13 protein-coding genes are annotated in these 16,073 nt (G+C 65.2%); 2 read left to right on the top strand and 11 right to left on the bottom strand.

Annotated elements, in window-relative coordinates; all coding sequences use genetic code 11:
- Nucleotides 1-18: 18 nt before the first annotated feature.
- Complete coding sequence (gene serA / locus HGK27_RS02340) at nt 19-1,602, bottom strand: phosphoglycerate dehydrogenase (RefSeq protein ID WP_206238432.1); 1,584 nt, start codon at nt 1,600-1,602, stop codon at nt 19-21.
- Nucleotides 1,603-1,680: 78 nt separating this feature from the next.
- Nucleotides 1,681-2,817 carry a phosphoserine transaminase gene (locus HGK27_RS02335; RefSeq protein ID WP_206238431.1) on the bottom strand — a complete coding sequence of 379 codons (1,137 nt, stop codon included), beginning with the start codon at nt 2,815-2,817 and terminating at the stop codon, nt 1,681-1,683.
- A gap of 264 nt (nt 2,818-3,081) precedes the next feature.
- Between HGK27_RS02335 and HGK27_RS02330 the strand changes: the two genes are divergently transcribed.
- Nucleotides 3,082-3,711 carry an extensin family protein gene (locus HGK27_RS02330; protein ID WP_241126795.1) on the top strand — a complete coding sequence of 210 codons (630 nt, stop codon included), beginning with the start codon at nt 3,082-3,084 and terminating at the stop codon, nt 3,709-3,711.
- Nucleotides 3,712-3,986: 275 nt separating this feature from the next.
- Here the strand turns inward: HGK27_RS02330 and HGK27_RS02325 are convergent, their stop codons facing one another.
- The 4 genes from HGK27_RS02325 to HGK27_RS02310 all read right to left on the bottom strand — a co-directional run bounded on the left by HGK27_RS02325 (nt 3,987) and on the right by HGK27_RS02310 (nt 8,118).
- The gene (locus HGK27_RS02325) at nt 3,987-4,730 is read right to left on the bottom strand and encodes a peptidase (protein WP_206238428.1); all 744 of its coding nucleotides are present in this window, start codon (nt 4,728-4,730) and stop codon (nt 3,987-3,989) included.
- A gap of 163 nt (nt 4,731-4,893) precedes the next feature.
- Complete coding sequence (locus tag HGK27_RS02320) at nt 4,894-5,709, bottom strand: transglutaminase family protein (RefSeq protein ID WP_206238426.1); 816 nt, start codon at nt 5,707-5,709, stop codon at nt 4,894-4,896.
- A 14-nt stretch (nt 5,710-5,723) separates the two neighbouring features.
- Entirely contained in the window at nt 5,724-6,668 is a 945-nt protein-coding gene (locus tag HGK27_RS02315; RefSeq protein WP_206238425.1) for an alpha-E domain-containing protein, read from the bottom strand.
- Between the two features lie 16 nt (nt 6,669-6,684).
- Nucleotides 6,685-8,118 carry a circularly permuted type 2 ATP-grasp protein gene (locus HGK27_RS02310; RefSeq protein WP_206238424.1) on the bottom strand — a complete coding sequence of 478 codons (1,434 nt, stop codon included), beginning with the start codon at nt 8,116-8,118 and terminating at the stop codon, nt 6,685-6,687.
- Between the two features lie 210 nt (nt 8,119-8,328).
- Between HGK27_RS02310 and uvrB the strand changes: the two genes are divergently transcribed.
- Complete coding sequence (gene uvrB, locus HGK27_RS02305; protein ID WP_206238422.1) at nt 8,329-10,515, top strand: excinuclease ABC subunit UvrB; 2,187 nt, start codon at nt 8,329-8,331, stop codon at nt 10,513-10,515.
- Between the two features lie 253 nt (nt 10,516-10,768).
- Here uvrB and HGK27_RS02300 read toward each other — a convergent pair whose 3' ends face one another.
- From HGK27_RS02300 to tsaD, 5 genes are read right to left on the bottom strand one after another with little or no spacing between them, the layout of a single operon-like run.
- On the bottom strand, nt 10,769-11,401 hold the full coding sequence (locus HGK27_RS02300) for a hypothetical protein (protein WP_206238420.1): 633 nt from the start codon (nt 11,399-11,401) through the stop codon (nt 10,769-10,771).
- Nucleotides 11,402-11,429: 28 nt separating this feature from the next.
- On the bottom strand, nt 11,430-12,311 hold the full coding sequence (locus tag HGK27_RS02295; RefSeq protein ID WP_206238418.1) for an OmpA family protein: 882 nt from the start codon (nt 12,309-12,311) through the stop codon (nt 11,430-11,432).
- Complete coding sequence (locus HGK27_RS02290; RefSeq protein ID WP_322099009.1) at nt 12,311-13,921, bottom strand: lipopolysaccharide biosynthesis protein; 1,611 nt, start codon at nt 13,919-13,921, stop codon at nt 12,311-12,313. Before HGK27_RS02290 ends, HGK27_RS02295 begins: the two co-directional genes overlap by 1 nt.
- Nucleotides 13,914-14,945, bottom strand: a complete 1,032-nt coding sequence (locus tag HGK27_RS02285) for an NAD(P)H-dependent glycerol-3-phosphate dehydrogenase (RefSeq protein ID WP_241126792.1) — start codon at nt 14,943-14,945, stop codon at nt 13,914-13,916. Before HGK27_RS02285 ends, HGK27_RS02290 begins: the two co-directional genes overlap by 8 nt.
- Nucleotides 14,942-15,988 carry a tRNA (adenosine(37)-N6)-threonylcarbamoyltransferase complex transferase subunit TsaD gene (tsaD, locus tag HGK27_RS02280; RefSeq protein ID WP_206238416.1) on the bottom strand — a complete coding sequence of 349 codons (1,047 nt, stop codon included), beginning with the start codon at nt 15,986-15,988 and terminating at the stop codon, nt 14,942-14,944. The genes HGK27_RS02285 and tsaD overlap by 4 nt, the downstream gene beginning before the upstream one ends.
- Nucleotides 15,989-16,073: the final 85 nt, after the last annotated feature.

The following is a 16,073-nucleotide window of genomic DNA, read 5'->3' as shown; positions in this document are numbered from 1 at the left end:
CACGAACCAGCGTTCAGATCAGAACGCCAGCCCCTTCGCGCGCTTCACGCCGGGCAGCTTGCCCGCCGCGTCCAGCACGCCTTCAGCCACCGGGCTATCCACGGACAGCAGCAGCACGGCCTCGCCACCGGCCTCGCGGCGGCCAAGGTTGAAGGTGCCGATGTTGATGCCGTTTTCGCCCAGCAGGGTGCCGATGCGACCGATGAAGCCGGGGGCGTCCTCGTTGACGATGTACATCATGTCGCCGGTCAGTTCGGCCTCGACCTTGATGCCGAAGAGTTCGACCAGACGCGGCTCGGCGTTGCTGAACAGCGTACCGGCCACCGAGCGCTCACCGGCTTCGGTCTTCACCGAGACGCGGATCAGCGTGTGGTAGTCGCCGGTCTTTTCGGTCTTCACTTCGCGCACTTCAAGGCCGCGCTCCTTGGCCAGGAAGGGGGCGTTGACCATGTTCACCGTGGCCGACTGCACGCGCAGGAAACCGGCCAGAACGGCGGCCACGATGGGCTTGGCGTTCAGGTCTGCGGCGGCGCCCTCGGTGTGGATCGAGATGCGGGCAACAGCGCTGGTGGTCAGCTGGCCGACCAGCGAACCGAGGCGCTCGGCCAGAGCCATATAGGGCTTGAGGCGCGGGGCTTCCTCAGCCGACAGCGAGGGCATGTTGAGCGCGTTGGTGACGCCGCCGGTGGTGAGGTATTCACCCAGCTGCTCGGCAACCTGCAGGGCCACGTTGACCTGGGCTTCGGTGGTCGAAGCGCCCAGGTGCGGGGTGCAGATGAAGTTCTTCGTGCCGAACAGCGGCGAGTCCTTGGCGGGCTCGGTCTGGAACACGTCGAGGGCGGCGCCGGCGATGTGGCCCGAATCGAGGCCAGCCTTCAGCGCGGCTTCGTCGATCAGGCCGCCACGAGCGCAGTTGACGATGCGGACACCCTTCTTGGTCTTGGCCAGATTTTCGGCCGAGAGGATGTTCTTGGTGTCGGCGGTCAGCGGCGTGTGCAGCGTGATGAAGTCGGCACGGGCCAGCAGTGTGTCGAGGTCGGCCTTTTCGACGCCGATTTCCACGGCGCGCTCGGGCGTCAGGAAGGGATCGAAGGCCACGACCTTCATCTTCAGGCCCAGCGCGCGGCTGGCGACGATGCTGCCAATGTTGCCGGCGCCGATCAGGCCCAGCGTCTTGCCGGTGACTTCCACGCCCATGAAGCCGTTCTTCGGCCACAGGCCCTGCTGGGTCTGCTCATTGGCTTCGGGGATCTGGCGGGCCAGAGCGAAGATCATCGCGATGGCGTGCTCGGCGGTGGTGATCGAGTTACCGAAAGGCGTGTTCATCACGACAACGCCCTTGGCGCTGGCGTAGGGGATGTCCACGTTATCAACGCCGATGCCAGCGCGGCCGATCACCTTCAGATTGGTGGCGGCGTCGAGGATTTCCTTCGTCACCTTGGTCGAGCTGCGGATGGCCAGGCCATCATAGTCGCCGATGCGGGCGATCAGCTGCTCGGGGGTTTCCCCGGTGATGACATCGACGTCGCAGCCCAGCTCTTCGAAAATGCGGGCGGCGTTGGGGTCCATCTTGTCGGAAATAAGAACGCGGGGCTTGGTCATGGGAAGTCCTTCCTCATGCGGAATATCGCTGTGTTCAGGGGAGATGGCGGCGCGGGTTCTCGCGCCGCCATGATAGCGTCAGGCTGCGACGGTCGCCTTGACCGAGGCATAGGCATAGTCGAGCCAGGGGCCCAGCGCCTCGATGTCCTCGACGTTGACGGTGGCGCCGCACCAGATGCGCAGGCCCGCCGGAGCATCGCGATAGCCCGCGATGTCGTAAGCGGCGTCTTCCTTTTCGAGGATGGCGGCGAACTTCTTGATGAAGTCGGCATCGGCGCCCTCGACGGTCAGGCACACCGAGGTCTTCGAGCGGGTGCCCTTGTCGACCGCCAGATGGCCCAGCCAGTCGCGCTCGGCGACGATCTTGTTGAGCGCCTCGGCGTTGGCATTGCTGCGCGCCTGCAGGCCTTCCAGACCACCGATCGACTTGGCCCATTCCAGCGCGAAGATCGCGTCTTCCACGGCCAGCATCGAGGGCGTGTTGATGGTCTCGCCCTTGAAGATGCCCTCGGCCAGCTTGCCCTTCGACACAAGGCGGAACACCTTGGGCAGCGGACGGTCGGGGGTGAAGTTTTCCAGACGCTCGACAGCGCGGGGGCCCAGGATCAGCACGCCATGGCCGCCCTCACCGCCCAGCACCTTCTGCCAGGAGAAGGTGGCGACGTCGATCTTGGTCCAGTCGATGTCGTAGGCGAAAACAGCGCTGGTGGCGTCGGCGAAGCTCAGGCCTTCACGGTCGGCGGGGATCCACTCGGCGTCGGGCACGCGCACGCCGCTGGTGGTGCCGTTCCAGGTGAAGAGCACATCGTTCGACCAGTCGACCTTGTCCAGATCGGGAAGCTGGCCGTAATCGGCGCGCATCACCGTGGCGTCGAGCTTGAGCTGCTTGACGGCATCCGTCACCCAGCCTTCGCCGAAGCTTTCCCAGGCCAGAGCAGTGACTTCGCGGGCGCCCAGCATGGTCCACATGGCCATTTCGAAGGCGCCGGTGTCCGAGCCGGGGACGATGCCGATACGATGGGTGTCAGGCAGACCCAGCAGCTCGCGCATCAGGTCGATGCAGTAAGCGAGGCGGTTCTTGCCGATCTTCGCGCGATGCGAACGGCCCAGCGACTCGGTCGCCAGCTTGGTCAGATCATAAACGGGGGGTTTGGCGCAGGGACCCGACGAGAAAAAAGGACGAGCGGGTTTGGTAGCCGGAATAGTAACAGTCATGTAGACTCTCCTCACAGAGAGCACGCGCGGCGTTGGGACCGCGTGGCCCGGCGCCGCTTGTAGATATGCGCCACGCGAAGTCAAGCAGACAAAGACGAAGCGAAACGAAAATTATTCACCCCGTCAAAGCAAGATTATTACGCGATACCTGCAATAAAATGTTAACCATTCCTGCCGCATGTTAACCATATGCACCCGTGGCCAGCCTCCCCCCGGCGCCGCCCAAGCGGCAAACTTCCTTCCCTTCGATGCGCTGTCAGTGCCTTGTCCGCGCTGGCTCTGGCCGCCTGTTCTTCCGCCCCACAGGCGCCGCAGACGCCCCGACGCACCGTCAACAACTGGTCGCCCGCGCCCGCCTATAACAGCTGCCTGGCCGACCTGGGCGCCAAGCAGGCTACCTTCACGCCCCTGCCCGACCAGTATTTCGGCGCAGGCTGCTCCACCATCCAGACGGTCAAGCTGCTCTCCGTGCGCGGCGACTACTCCGCGCTGGGCATCACCAACCTCGGCCCCGTCACCTGCCATCTGGCCGACGCCTTCGCCGGCTGGGCCCGCTATGGCGTGGACCGCGCCGCGCGCCAGATCCTCGGCAGCCAGTTGGTGCGAATTGAGACCATGGGCAGCTACAATTGCCGTAACGTGGCAGGCAGCGATCATCGCTCCGGCCACGCGACAGCTAGCGCCATCGACGTGTCCGCCTTCGTGCTGGCCGATGGGCGGAAGGTGTCTGTGTTGGGCCAGTGGAACGCGGGGACGCCCGAGGAGCGCGAGTTCCTGCGCGTGATCCACACCAGTGCGTGTCGGCGATTCGGGATGGTGTTGGGGCCGGATTACAACACCGCTCACCGCAATCACTTCCATCTGGAGGCGGTGGATTCGAAGTTTTGCCGGTAAGGGTTGAAGAAAAAGGTTGAATGCGAGGGTGTTACACCCTCGCGCTCCCATGAATGTCTGCGTTGCGCTTCGGGTTCGGCGACGGAGCAACGTCGCGGCGCCGCAGGCAGACAGGCCCCGAACAGCACTATCGATCCGAGATTCGCTTGCCTGCGGCGCACTATGTCGCACAGGTGGAGAGCCTTGGCGCACCATTTCGGCGCCACTGCCCTATCGTCGGAAGACGTCATGGGAGCGCGAGGGGGTAACCTCCTCGCATTCCTTCCCTTCCCTACTTACCTCGCGTGAAATGGATAATCCGGCAGCCCGTCCAGAGCCGCCCGCAGCGCCTCGCCCCATCCGGCGCTCAAGCTGCGATACCATGGATCGGAGTCCGTAATCCGCACCTCATGCAGCGGCTCGAACTTGTCTTTCGCCACCACCAGCAGGTCCAGCGGCATGCCGACCGACAGATTCGCCTTCAGCGTCGAATCGAAGCTCACCATCATCAGCTTCACCGCATCCTCGAAGCTCATCGTGCGGTCATAGCCGCGCAGGATGATAGGGCGGCCGTATTTGGTCTCGCCGATCTGGAAGAAGGGCGTGTCGAAGCTGGCCTCGATGAAATTGCCCTCGGGATAGATCAGGTAGAGGTGCATCCCCATGCCCTTGATCTGCCCGGCAAGGATCAGTGTGGCGCCGAACTGGCCCGAGGCTTCGGGGCCATTGTCGGCGTCGCGGTCGGCAATGGTCTCGCGCAGCAGCTTGCCGACATGCTCGGCCATGGCGAACATGGTGGGCAGCTGGAGCAGGTCGTTCTTGCGGTCGGCGCGGGCCTTGTTGCGCTCTTCGAGGCGGGCGACGACGGCTTGCGTGGTGGCCAGATTGCCGCTGGTCATCAGCGCGACCATGCGCTCGCCGGGCACGGACCAGCTGTGCATCTTGCGGAAGGTGGAGATGTTGTCGACGCCCGAATTGGTCCGGGTGTCGCTCATCAGCACGAGCCCGGCCTCCAGCATCATGCCAACACAATAGGTCATGTCGCGTTCCTGTTGCCGCCAGTCACGACCCGGCGTCGATTCGTTTCGCGGGGGTGCTGGGCATTCGATCCTGCCGCGTCAAGCATAGGGTCGCGCATTTAACATCGCCTGCCGTGCCCGGATCGGGCAATTTACAGAGGTGTCAGCAGCTTAGAGCCGTGGATTATTGGGCCATCAATTGTTGCGCCACATCCAGCGCCACTGAAAGCCCCGCATTGCCTCCCCCCGGGACAAGGCTGGTGACCGGCGCGGCCTCGGCATAATCGGCGCCAAGGGCGACGCGGACATAGCGGCTGTCCGGGCAGATCTCGTTGGAGGGATCAAAGCCCACCCAGCCGAGGCCGGGAATATGCGCCTCGGCCCAGGCGTGGCCGGCGTCCTGCGCGGTGCCGGTGTCCATCAGCAGATAGCCCGAGACATAGCGCGCGGGCACGCCCAGCAGCCGCGCCGCGCCGATGAAGACATGGGCATGATCCTGACAGACGCCCTTGCCCAGCTCCAGCGCCTGTTCGGCGGTGGTGGTGGCATCGGTGACGCCCTTTTCATAGGTCACCGCCTCGCCCACCGCGCGCGACAGGGCGTGCAGCGTATCGAGCGCATTGGCATCTTCCAGCGGGAAGTCGCGGGCCAGCGCCTTCAGTTTGGGGCCGGGCTTGGTCAGAGGCGTCTGATTGGTGAAGAGCCACAGCGGCATGAAACCGGCATGCGGGCCGACCATCCCCGCCGTATCGCGCACCTCGACCAGAGCGCTGGTGGTGATCGCCACCTCTTCCACATCATTGCCGAAGGAAATCAGCGTGGTGGCATTGCCGTTGTGATCGTCATAGGCCGCCTCGATCACCGCGCCATCCACGGCCATCTGCCATTCCAGCACATCCTGCACCGCGCATTGGCGCGGGCGCAGCCGCAGCCGCTGCACCCCGTAACGCGCCGGAGCATCGAAGCGATAGCGCGTGGTATGGCTGATGGCGATGCGCATGGGGCGGCTCCTGCCTATTCGGTGAAGCGATAATCGGCGGCGATGGCGTCGGCGATCTGGCGGTTGGTGTTGATGAACTGGGTGATGAATTCGTGCAGACCGAATTCGAAGATCTGCGCGATGCCGGTCTGTTGCAATCGGGCATTCGCCTGACGGAGCAATTCATGCGAGGGCGCCGCCTCGCCATAGCCATAGGCCAGGCTGGCCATATTGCTGGCCAGCTTGTCATAACAGAAGGCCAGCGAACGCGGGAACCGCCCGTCAAGGATCAGGAATTCCGCGATGCCCTTGGGGTCCAGCGCGCCCGCATTCATCCAGCGAAAGGCCCGCTCGCCCGAGACCGAGCGCAGCACCATCTCCCACTGGGCATTGTCCAGCCGCGAACCGACCCATGCCAGCGACGGCAGCAGCACATGGTATTTCACATCGAGGATGCGCGCGGTGTTGTCGGCGCGCTCGATATGCGTGCCCATATAGGCGAAATTGTAGATGTCATTGCGCAGCATGGTGCCTTCCATCGCGCCGCGCACCAGCATGGTCTGGCGGCGGATGGTGTCCAGCGCCTCGCCCAGATCGGCCTCGCGCACCGGGCGGGCCAGCACCTCTTTCAGGATCATCCAGCTTTCATTGGTCGCTTCCCAGACCTCACGCGTGATGGCGGTGCGGACCATGCGGGCGTTGGTGCGCGCATTCTCCATCATGGCCAGCACGCTGTCGGCATTCTCGGGCGAGCGCAGCACGAAATTGGTGATGATATGGCCGGTGTGCTCAAGGCCGGTGGCGGCGAAGGACTCCTCCAGCCCCAGCGTGATCAGCACGCTGCGCCATTCCTCGCTGGCGGCGGAGAGGCCACGCGTCAGCGCCATGCGGAAGCCCGCGTCGAGCATGCGCGCGGTGTTTTCGGCGCGCTCCAGATAGCGGAACATCCAGAACAGGCCCCAGGCGGAACGACTCAGCATCAGACGTTACCCCCCATCATTCCGCCAACACCCAGCTATCCTTGGTGCCCCCGCCCTGACTGGAATTGACCACCAGCGAGCCTTTCTTCAGCGCCACACGCGTGAGGCCACCGGGCGTGATGTTGATCCCATTGGGCGACACCAGCACAAAGGGCCGCAGATCGACATGGCGCGGCGCCAGCCCCGCCTTGGTAAAGATCGGTACGGTGGACAGCGACAGCGTAGGCTGGGCGATGTAATTTTCCGGCCTTGCGCGCAGTTTCTTTTCGAAGGCGGCAATCTCGGCCTTGCTGCTGGTCGGCCCGATCAGCATGCCATAGCCGCCGCTGCCATGCACCTCCTTCACCACCAGTTCGGGCAGGTGATCCAGCACGTAAGCCAGACTGTCGGCTTCGGCGCAGCGCCATGTCGGCACGTTTTTCAGGATCGGCTTCTCGCCGGTGTAGAACTCCACGATCTCGGGCATGAAGGAGTAGATCGCCTTGTCATCCGCAATGCCCGTGCCCGGCGCATTGGCGATGGTGATCCCGCCCGCGCGATAGACATCCATGATGCCGGGAATGCCCAGCACGCTGGAGGGATTGAACGTCAGCGGATCGAGGAAATTGTCGTCCACGCGGCGGTACAGCACATCGATCGCCTGCCAGCCCCGCGTGGTGCGCATGCAGACCCGGCCATCGACCACCCGCAAATCCCCGCCCTCGACCAGCTCCGCACCCATCTGGTCGGCCAGAAAGGCATGCTCGAAATAGGCCGAGTTGTAGATGCCCGGCGTCAGCACCGCCACCGTGGGGCGATGGCCATTGGCGGCAGGCGGGGCGCAGGCGGCAAGGCTGCGGGCCAAAGCGCGCGGATAATCCGAAACCGGCTGCACCTGCACCTTGGTGAACAGCTCGGGGAACATCGCCATCATCGTCTCGCGGTTCTCCAGCATATAGGAGACGCCGCTAGGCGTGCGCGCATTGTCCTCCAGCACCATGAACTCATCGGGCCCGGTGCGGACCAGATCGATGCCGACGATATGGGTGTAAACCTCTCCGGGCGGCGTAAAACCCACCATCTGGGGCAGGAAAGCCTCATTCCCTTTCAGCAGCCGCTCGGGGAATTTGCCCGCCTTCACGATCTCGCGCTTGTGATAGAGGTCGTGCAGGAAGGCGTTGATCGCCCGCACCCGCTGCTCGATGCCGATGGAGAGCTTCTTCCACTCATTGGCGGTGACGATGCGCGGCACCATGTCGAAGGGGATCAGGCGCTCCTGCCCGGCATCCTCGCCATAGACGTTGAAGGTGATGCCGGTGCGGCGGAAAAAGCTCTCCGCCTGCTTGCCCTGCTTCACCATCCAGCGCGGGTCTTGCGCATCATACCACTCGCGATAGCCGGCATAGGCGGGGCGGACCTGCCCCTGGCCATCAATCATCTCGTCATAATGCGAGAAGGTGGTTGTTGTCATCGGCACCCCAATCAGCAAGCGGCTCCGCACGCCGCCTTGCCAGGGGAAGCTGCATCAAAGGGAAAGCCTTGCCAAGCGGTCATTGCTGCACTTGCGAAACTTATTTTTTCGGGGCAGGCTCCCGCGCAACTTTCTTAAGGCTGGTGCATTTCGCCTTCGGAAATCCGCGCCACCCTTGCGGAACGATAGGCGAACGCCCATAACCTCCCCATGGCCGAACTGATCATCCGCCGCGGGCTGGAAGAGCCCGACACCTCGGGCAATTTTGTCCCCCACCGCCCCGCACGCCCCGAAAAGGTGGAGCCGGGCAAGGCGCTGCGCATCGTCAGCGAATATTCCCCGGCGGGCGACCAGCCCACCGCCATCGCCGACCTTGTGCAGGGCATCAGCGCAGGCGATGACACGCAGGTGCTGCTGGGCGTGACCGGATCGGGCAAGACCTTCACCATGGCGCAGGTGATCGAGGCGACGCAGCGCCCCGCCCTGATTCTGGCCCCCAACAAGATCCTCGCCGCGCAGCTCTATGGCGAGATGAAAAGCTTCTTCCCCGAAAACGCGGTGGAATATTTCGTATCCTACTACGATTATTACCAGCCCGAGGCCTATGTCGCCCGCTCGGACACCTATATCGAGAAGGAATCCAGCGTTAACGAGGCCATCGACCGGATGCGCCACTCCGCCACCCGCGCCCTGCTGGAGCGGGACGATGTGATCATCGTGGCCTCGGTCTCCTGCCTCTACGGCATCGGCTCGGTCGAGACCTACTCCGCGATGATCTTTGATCTGGAGGCGGGCAAGGATCAGGACCAGGGCGAGATCATCCGCAAGCTGGTCGCCATGCAGTACAAGCGCAACGATGTGGCCTTTGCGCGTGGCAATTTCCGCGTGCGCGGCGACAATCTGGAGATTTTCCCCAGCCACTATGAAGACATCGCCTGGCGCATCAGCTTCTTCGGCGATGAGGTGGAGTCGATCGTCGAATTCGATCCGCTGACCGGCAAGGCGGGGGCGAAGCTGGACAAGATCCGCGTCTACGCCAATTCGCACCACGTCACCCCCGGCCCCACCATGCAGCAGGCGATGCACGCCATCCGCTTCGAGCTGGAAGAGCGCCTGAAAGAGCTGAACGCGGAAGGCAAATTGCTGGAAGCCCAGCGCCTTGAACAGCGCACCAACTTCGATCTGGAAATGATCGCCGCCACCGGTTCCTGCGCAGGGATCGAGAACTACAGCCGCTTCCTCTCGGGCCGCCTGCCCGGCGAGCCGCCGCCGACGCTCTTTGAATATCTCCCCGAAAACGCGCTGCTTTTCGTGGACGAAAGCCACCAGACCATCCCCCAGATCAGCGCCATGGCGCGCGGCGACCACCGCCGCAAGATCACGCTGGCCGAATATGGCTTCCGCCTGCCCAGCTGCATCGACAACCGCCCCCTGCGCTTCAACGAGTGGGAGGTGATGCGGCCCCAGACGGTCGCCGTCTCCGCCACGCCGGGCTCATGGGAGATGGAGCAGGCGGGCGGCGTCTTCGCCGAGCAGGTGATCCGCCCCACCGGCCTGATCGACCCTCCGGTGGAAATCCGCCCGGTGGAAGATCAGGTGCAGGACTGCATCGCTGAATGCCGCAAGACGGCTGCGGCAGGCTATCGCACCCTCGTCACCACCCTGACCAAGCGCATGGCCGAAGACCTCACCGAATTCATGCACGAGGCGGGCGTGAAGGTCCGCTACATGCACTCGGACGTCGAAACCCTCGAACGCATCGAGCTGATCCGCGACCTGCGCCTGGGCGTCTATGACGTGCTGATCGGCATCAACCTGCTGCGCGAGGGCCTCGACATCCCCGAATGTGGCCTTGTCTGCATCCTCGACGCCGACAAGGAAGGCTTCCTGCGCAGCGAGACGTCCCTGGTCCAGACCATCGGCCGCGCCGCGCGCAACGTCGATGGCCGCGTGATCCTCTATGCCGACCGCATCACCGGTTCCATGGAGCGCGCCATGGCCGAAACCGACCGCCGCCGCGCCAAGCAGCAAGCCTATAACGAAGAGCACGGCATCACCCCCGCCACCATCAAGCGCAATATCCACGATATCGTCGCGGATACGGCGTCGCGCGACGGCGTGCTGGTGGATATCGAGGACGATGGGGTCAACAACCTCGTCGGCCACAATCTGCGCGGCTATATCGAGGATCTGGAAAAGCGCATGCGCGCCGCTGCGGCTGACCTTGAGTTCGAAGAGGCCGGGCGTTTGCGCGACGAAATCCGCAAGCTGGAGGCGACCGAGCTGGGCTTGCCGGATTCGGAGCATAAAGCGCCGATTGTTGGGCGGTCGAATGAAGGGAAGCCGGGGACTCGGAAGACCCGATACGGGAAGATTCAGAAGAAGTGGGGGAAGTAAGAAGATGCGAGGGGGTTACCCCCTCGCGCTCCCATAACGTCTTCCGACGAGAAGGCAGTGGCGCCCTATCGTGGCGCCCAACCTCTCCACCAGAGCAACAAAAAGGCGCCGCAGGCAGGAAGCCCCGGCGCCTTTCTATCGTTAGAGCCTGCGGCACCGCGACGTTAGCCCTATGGCCGAACCCGAAGCGCCAACGTAGACACTAAAGGGAGCGCGAGGGTTATGACCCTCGCATTCTACCCTTCACCCCTTCTTACAACTTCCCGAACTTGGCCTCATACCCGGCCACATCGCCGGAGGCCAAGAACCCGGCCTGCTCGATCCAGCTATCGCGCTTGGGCCGCCCGGCGAAGGTGCCCAGCTGGGCATCCACTGCCGCCAGATCAGCCTCCGACCAGCCCGCAATCTGCGCAAAGCTGACCACGCCCAACTCCTTCAGCCGCGCCGAGAGCTTAGGCCCCACGCCCTTCAAGCGCGTCAGATCATCGCCCCCGGCAGCGGAAGCAGCAGCAGGCACAGGCGCGGCCTCAACCTCATGCACCACCGGCGCGGTCACCACCTCGGCCACTTCCTCGTGAGCGGAGGCAACCTCGGCGGCGGCGGCAAAGGCCGCCACATCGCCCAGCCCGCCCAGATTCGCACCGCTGCCGCCAAGGGCCGCCGAAACGCCCGCCGCCTCGCGCAGGTCCACGCGCGATGCGGCGCTGGGGGCATCGATAAAGGCCTGGTTGCGCTTGGCGGGGCCGGCGCCCTCGTCCAGCACGTCGGCGCTGCGGTGGCGCTCGCGGACCGGTTTCTTGCGGCCCCAGAGCAGCCATGCCACGATCAGCCCGACCACCAGCACGATGCCGAAGGCCAGGGCGTTGGTTTGAATTATCGTCTGCATCGCGGGCGTCCTTCAGGAAAATCTTGCGTCAGGCAGCGCGGATGCGCCGCCCCCACAGCGCCCATCCGATGCCCAGCCCCAGAGTATAGGTCAAGGCCGACAAAGCGGCAATTTCCAGCCACAGCGGCATGGGAGAAAGTGCGTCCCCGCCGCGTGCAGGTTCGGCGCCCGGCTGATCGACCAAAGTCGGCTCAAGACTGACCGGGGCGATCACCGAAAACTCGATGCGGCGGTTGGCCACATCCTCGGGCGTCAGGCCGGGCACGGGCTTGGCCGAGCCCATGCCCCGGGCACGCAGATCGGCGATATCGATGCCGCGCTGGCCAAGGGCGTAGCGCACGGCAAGGGCACGCTCATGCGAGAGGTTGAGGTTGAAGCCCTCGTCACCGCTGGCATTGGTGTGGCCGGTGATGGCGATCACGCTGCCCGCGCAGGGGCGCAGCGCGGCGGCCACCTCATCCAGCGCGCGGCGGCTGGCAGGATCGATGGCAGCGCTCGAGTCGGCAAAGCGGATGCTGCGGCTTTTGAGGATGGCGGTCACATCGCCCGCGCAATCATGGCTTTCAGCGCCGGTCGAGGCGGCGGCGTGGTTATGGCTGCCACTGGCCCAATGGACGCCGCCCATGCCCGGCACAGCGGCCACAGCCTGAGCGATCCTCGCGCGCTGATTGTCAGGCAGGGCATCACCGCCGCTCAGCACGGCATGGCGGGTGAACCAGCCGTGGCGGTCCTGAAACAGGGCATGGACGTCCGCGCCACCTGCTGCGGCAATCGCCCGCGCCGCCTCGCCATTCAGCCAGCCGACCATGGCCCCGCCCTGCGTAACCTCGTCGCCCAGCCCGAGTCCCAAGGATAGCGCCAATCCGCCCAGCCCCAGCGCCCAGCGACCCAGAACGCGGGGCCAGCCCATCAGCCTGTCTGCTCTTGCGCAGCGGGCTGGCGGCGGAACAGCATGCGGTCGTCGGGGCCGAAGCCGAAGTGCCAGATCACCGCGCAATAGCTTGCCAGAATGGCGGGCACGCCAAAGCCGATCTGCCACGCCTCGGGCAGCCAGGTCACGATGGCCCAGCCCAGCAGCGAGGCCACCAGCCCCGCCCCCGCCAGCGGCCAGCGCCAGGTGCTGATCGGCATCTTCAGGCGCCGCGACAACAGTCGCGACTTGACGATGGAGGCAATCAGCAGCGTGACCATCAGGGCCCCCGCCGCGCTGCTCGCCTGATCCATCTCGTCGAGGCCGAAGGCGCGGTCGATATACATGCCCGTTATGGTCAGCACGGCCTGCAGGCCGATGGTCGCCACCGAAACGAAGAGATTGCGCATGGGGGCAATGTAGATCAGCGCCGCCTCGGAGACCACCGCCGGCGCCGCGCTGACCTCGGCGCCCAGCAGGAAGCACAGCGCGCCAAGGCCGCCGACGAATTGCGGCCCGGTCAGCCCCAGCACGCCGCGCCCGGGGATACCCAACGCCAGAGCGATGCCGACCTGCGCCGCCGTAATCCAGAAGCCCACCTGGCTCACCTGCCGGGCGATGCCGGCGTAATTGTTTTCGCGCAGATTGCGGGTGATGGCCGGGCCCAGCAGCGGCTCGAAGCTGGTCTTCAGCTTCTGCGGCAGGCTGGCGAATTGCTGTGCCACATAATAGACGCCCACCGAGGTCGGCGTGGCGAAAATACCCAGAATGGCGATATCGAGCTTGCGCGTGCCCCATTCCACGGCATCGGCCACGGCCAGCGGCGTGTTCTCCAACGCCAGCCGCCCCAGCTTCAGCGGATGGGGGCGCCACTGCCGGGGCCAGCCATAGGAACGGATCAACGGCCCGATCATCGCCACCGCAGAGGCGAAGATCGAGATGATATAGGCCATCGACAGGCCGCTATCCTTCAGAATGTCGAACCAGCTCCAGGTCCCGGCCAGATAGAGCAGCCCGGCGGAGATCGAGAGCGACCACGGCTCCACGATGGAGCGCGCCCTTACCGTGGTGGCGATATCGTAACGATAGGCCAGCGCGGCCAGCGTGATATCGCCAAAGGCGGTGGGGAAGATCGTCAGCACCAGCAGGCGGTCAAGATCGGTATAATTGCCGCTGGGGAACATCGGCGCGGGCACGAACCACAGGAACAGTGCCGCCGCCGCCGACAGCATCAGCGAAAGCAGCAACCCATCGGCCACGATGTTGGCAGGATGCTGCTTTTCCTCGGCCAGCTGCTGGGCGATGCCGCGCTTCTGGCCCAGCGTGCAGAGCTGCGCCGCCAGCTGAACGATAAACACCGCATAGGCATAGCGGCCCAGAGCCGCCGCGCCATAGAGGCGGCCCGAAATGAAGAAGAAGGGCAGATTGCCCGCCAAACGCGTGAGAAAGCCAAGGAAATTGGTACGCCCGCCCTTGGCCAGCGCGGTCATGTCCTTCTGGCCATCGGCGTCGCGCATTGCCTCTGCACCGCCGCCGTTCAGCGGGAGATCATCGGCAGCAGCGGCGGGAACAGTGTGGGGGGAAGCACTGTGAGGCATGGGGTCAGTCACCCTGCTCCCGTCCGGCCTGTTCGGCCTTGAGCGGGCGGGCCAGCAGATCGGTCACCACGGCATGGGCGGGTGCTTCTCCGGCCAGCAGGCGGCAGACAGCCTCGACAATCGGCATGGACACGCCCGAGGCCTGCGCCAGATCGCGCAGCACCGGGGCGGTGTGCGAACCCTCGGCGACGGTCGCCTTGCCGGCCAGCGCCTCAGCCATGGTCATGCCCTGCCCCAGCGCGAAGCCCAGCGCATAGTTGCGGCTGGCGCGGCTGGCGCAGGTCAGCACCAGATCGCCCATGCCCGAGAGGCCTGAAAGCGTATCGGCGCGCGCGCCCTTCATGGCACCGAAACGCGCCATTTCGGCATAGCCGCGCGCGATCAGGGCGGCGCGGGCATTCTCGCCCAGCCCCAGCCCCTCGACCACGCCGCAGGCGATGGCCAGCACGTTCTTGATCGCGCCGCCGATCTCGGCGCCGGTGATGTCATCGGAATAATAGGGGCGGAAGGCCGGGCGCGCGATGGCGGCGGAGAGGCGCTTCCACTGCGGCTCGCCATCCGCGCAGGCCAAAGTGATGGCAGTGGGCAGGCCCATCGCCACTTCGCGCGCGAAGGTGGGGCCGGACAGCACCGCAAGGCGATCGTTCGGCGCGGCGGCACGCGCCACATCGTTCATCAACCGGCCCGAGCCCGCCTCGATCCCCTTGGCGCAGAGCACCAGATCGCGCGGCGCGGAACTGGCAGGCAGTCCGCCCAGCACCTTGCCCAGATGCTGCGCCGGGCAAACCACCAGCAGCACCTGCTTGTCGGCCAGTTGCGCCAGATCGCTGGTGGCGGCGATGGTCGGCGCCAGCGTGACGCCATTCAGATAGGCGCTGTTCACCCGCGTGGTGTTGATCTCTTCGGCAAGCGCCGGGCTGCGCGCCCACAGTGCGACAGGCGTGCCATCGGCGGCCAGCATGGTGGCCAGCGCGGTGCCCCAGGCACCCGCGCCGATCACGCCGATCCGGGCGTCCACCGCCAAAATCCCGGTCATGCCTTCACCCCCGCCCCGCGCACCGGGCTGGCATCCGGGTCGAGCGGCCAGCGCGGCCTTGCGGCCACATCCAGTCCATCGCTCACCCCGGTTCCGAATCGTTCCAGTCCCGCCCAGGCGATCATGGCGGCATTATCGGTGCACAGCGCAAGCGGCGGCGCGACGAAGCGCAAGCCCCGGTCGCCAGCCAGAGTTTCAAGGCTGCCGCGAATCGCCTTATTGGCCGCAACGCCGCCCGCCACAACCAGAGCATCGGCGCGGGCAAGCTGCTCGCCCAGCCCGTCCATGGCGCGCTTCAGGCGGTCCAGCACGCAATCGATGGCGGCCTGCTGGAAGGCGGCGGCGATATCGGCATCCTGATGAATGCCCGCCTGCTTGGCGCGCAGCACGGCGCTTTTCAGGCCCGCGAAGGAGAAATGCGGTTCTGCGCTGCCCAGCAGCGGGCGCGGCAGAGGCACCGCCTTGGCATGACCCGTGGCGGCCAGACGCTCCACCGCAGGGCCGCCGGGATAGCCCAGACCCAGAATCTTGGCGGTTTTGTCAAAGGCCTCGCCCAGCGCATCGTCGATGGTGGTGGCAAGGCGCTTGTACTGGCCCACACCCTCAACCCAGAGGATCTGGCAATGGCCGCCACTCACCAGCAACAGCAGGTAAGGAAAGGATAAGTCGCCATCGGCCAGACGCGGGGAAAGCGCATGCCCCTCCAGATGGTTGACCGCCAGCAAGGGCTTGCCGCTGGCCATCGCCAGCGCCTTGGCCGTCACCAGCCCGACCATCACGCCGCCGATCAGCCCCGGCCCCGCCGTGGCGGCAATGGCATCGACATCGGCCAGAGACATGCCCGCATCGGCCAGCGTGGCCTCGATCATCGGCGCAATGCGCTCGGCATGGGCGCGGGCGGCGATCTCGGGCACCACGCCGCCATAGGGGCGGTGCTGTTCATCCTGACTGGCAATATGCTGGGCAAGGATCACCCGCCCGTCGCTGACCAGCGCGGCGGCAGTTTCATCGCAGGAGGATTCTATGCCGAGAATGATCGTCAAGACGTCGTTTTTCCGAAGCTGGCCCGCAATTTTCCGAGAATGGGCCGGTTTTTGCGAGAAGAAGGTGCTCAGCCGCTTCCCCTTA

The sequence above is a fragment of the Novosphingobium terrae genome (assembly GCF_017163935.1).
In the GTDB taxonomy this organism is placed as follows: domain Bacteria; phylum Pseudomonadota; class Alphaproteobacteria; order Sphingomonadales; family Sphingomonadaceae; genus Novosphingobium; species Novosphingobium terrae.
Note: the sequence above shows the minus strand (reverse complement) of the source record. Positions and strands in the feature narration are given on the sequence as shown.

Bases quoted from the DNA above. Each gene is read 5' to 3' on its own strand.
- HGK27_RS02300 (WP_206238420.1), bottom strand. From the start codon at position 11,401: ATGCAGACGATAATTCAAACCAACGCCCTGGCCTTCGGCATCGTGCTG.
- HGK27_RS02285 (WP_241126792.1), bottom strand. From the start codon at position 14,945: ATGACCGGGATTTTGGCGGTGGACGCCCGGATCGGCGTGATCGGCGCG.
- HGK27_RS02310 (WP_206238424.1), bottom strand. From the start codon at position 8,118: ATGACAACAACCACCTTCTCGCATTATGACGAGATGATTGATGGCCAG.
- HGK27_RS02320 (WP_206238426.1), bottom strand. From the start codon at position 5,709: ATGCGCATCGCCATCAGCCATACCACGCGCTATCGCTTCGATGCTCCG.
- HGK27_RS02295 (WP_206238418.1), bottom strand. From the start codon at position 12,311: ATGGGCTGGCCCCGCGTTCTGGGTCGCTGGGCGCTGGGGCTGGGCGGA.
- HGK27_RS02325 (WP_206238428.1), bottom strand. From the start codon at position 4,730: ATGACCTATTGTGTTGGCATGATGCTGGAGGCCGGGCTCGTGCTGATG.
- serA (WP_206238432.1), bottom strand. From the start codon at position 1,602: ATGACCAAGCCCCGCGTTCTTATTTCCGACAAGATGGACCCCAACGCC.
- HGK27_RS02315 (WP_206238425.1), bottom strand. From the start codon at position 6,668: ATGCTGAGTCGTTCCGCCTGGGGCCTGTTCTGGATGTTCCGCTATCTG.
- uvrB (WP_206238422.1), top strand. From the start codon at position 8,329: ATGGCCGAACTGATCATCCGCCGCGGGCTGGAAGAGCCCGACACCTCG.
- HGK27_RS02335 (WP_206238431.1), bottom strand. From the start codon at position 2,817: ATGACTGTTACTATTCCGGCTACCAAACCCGCTCGTCCTTTTTTCTCG.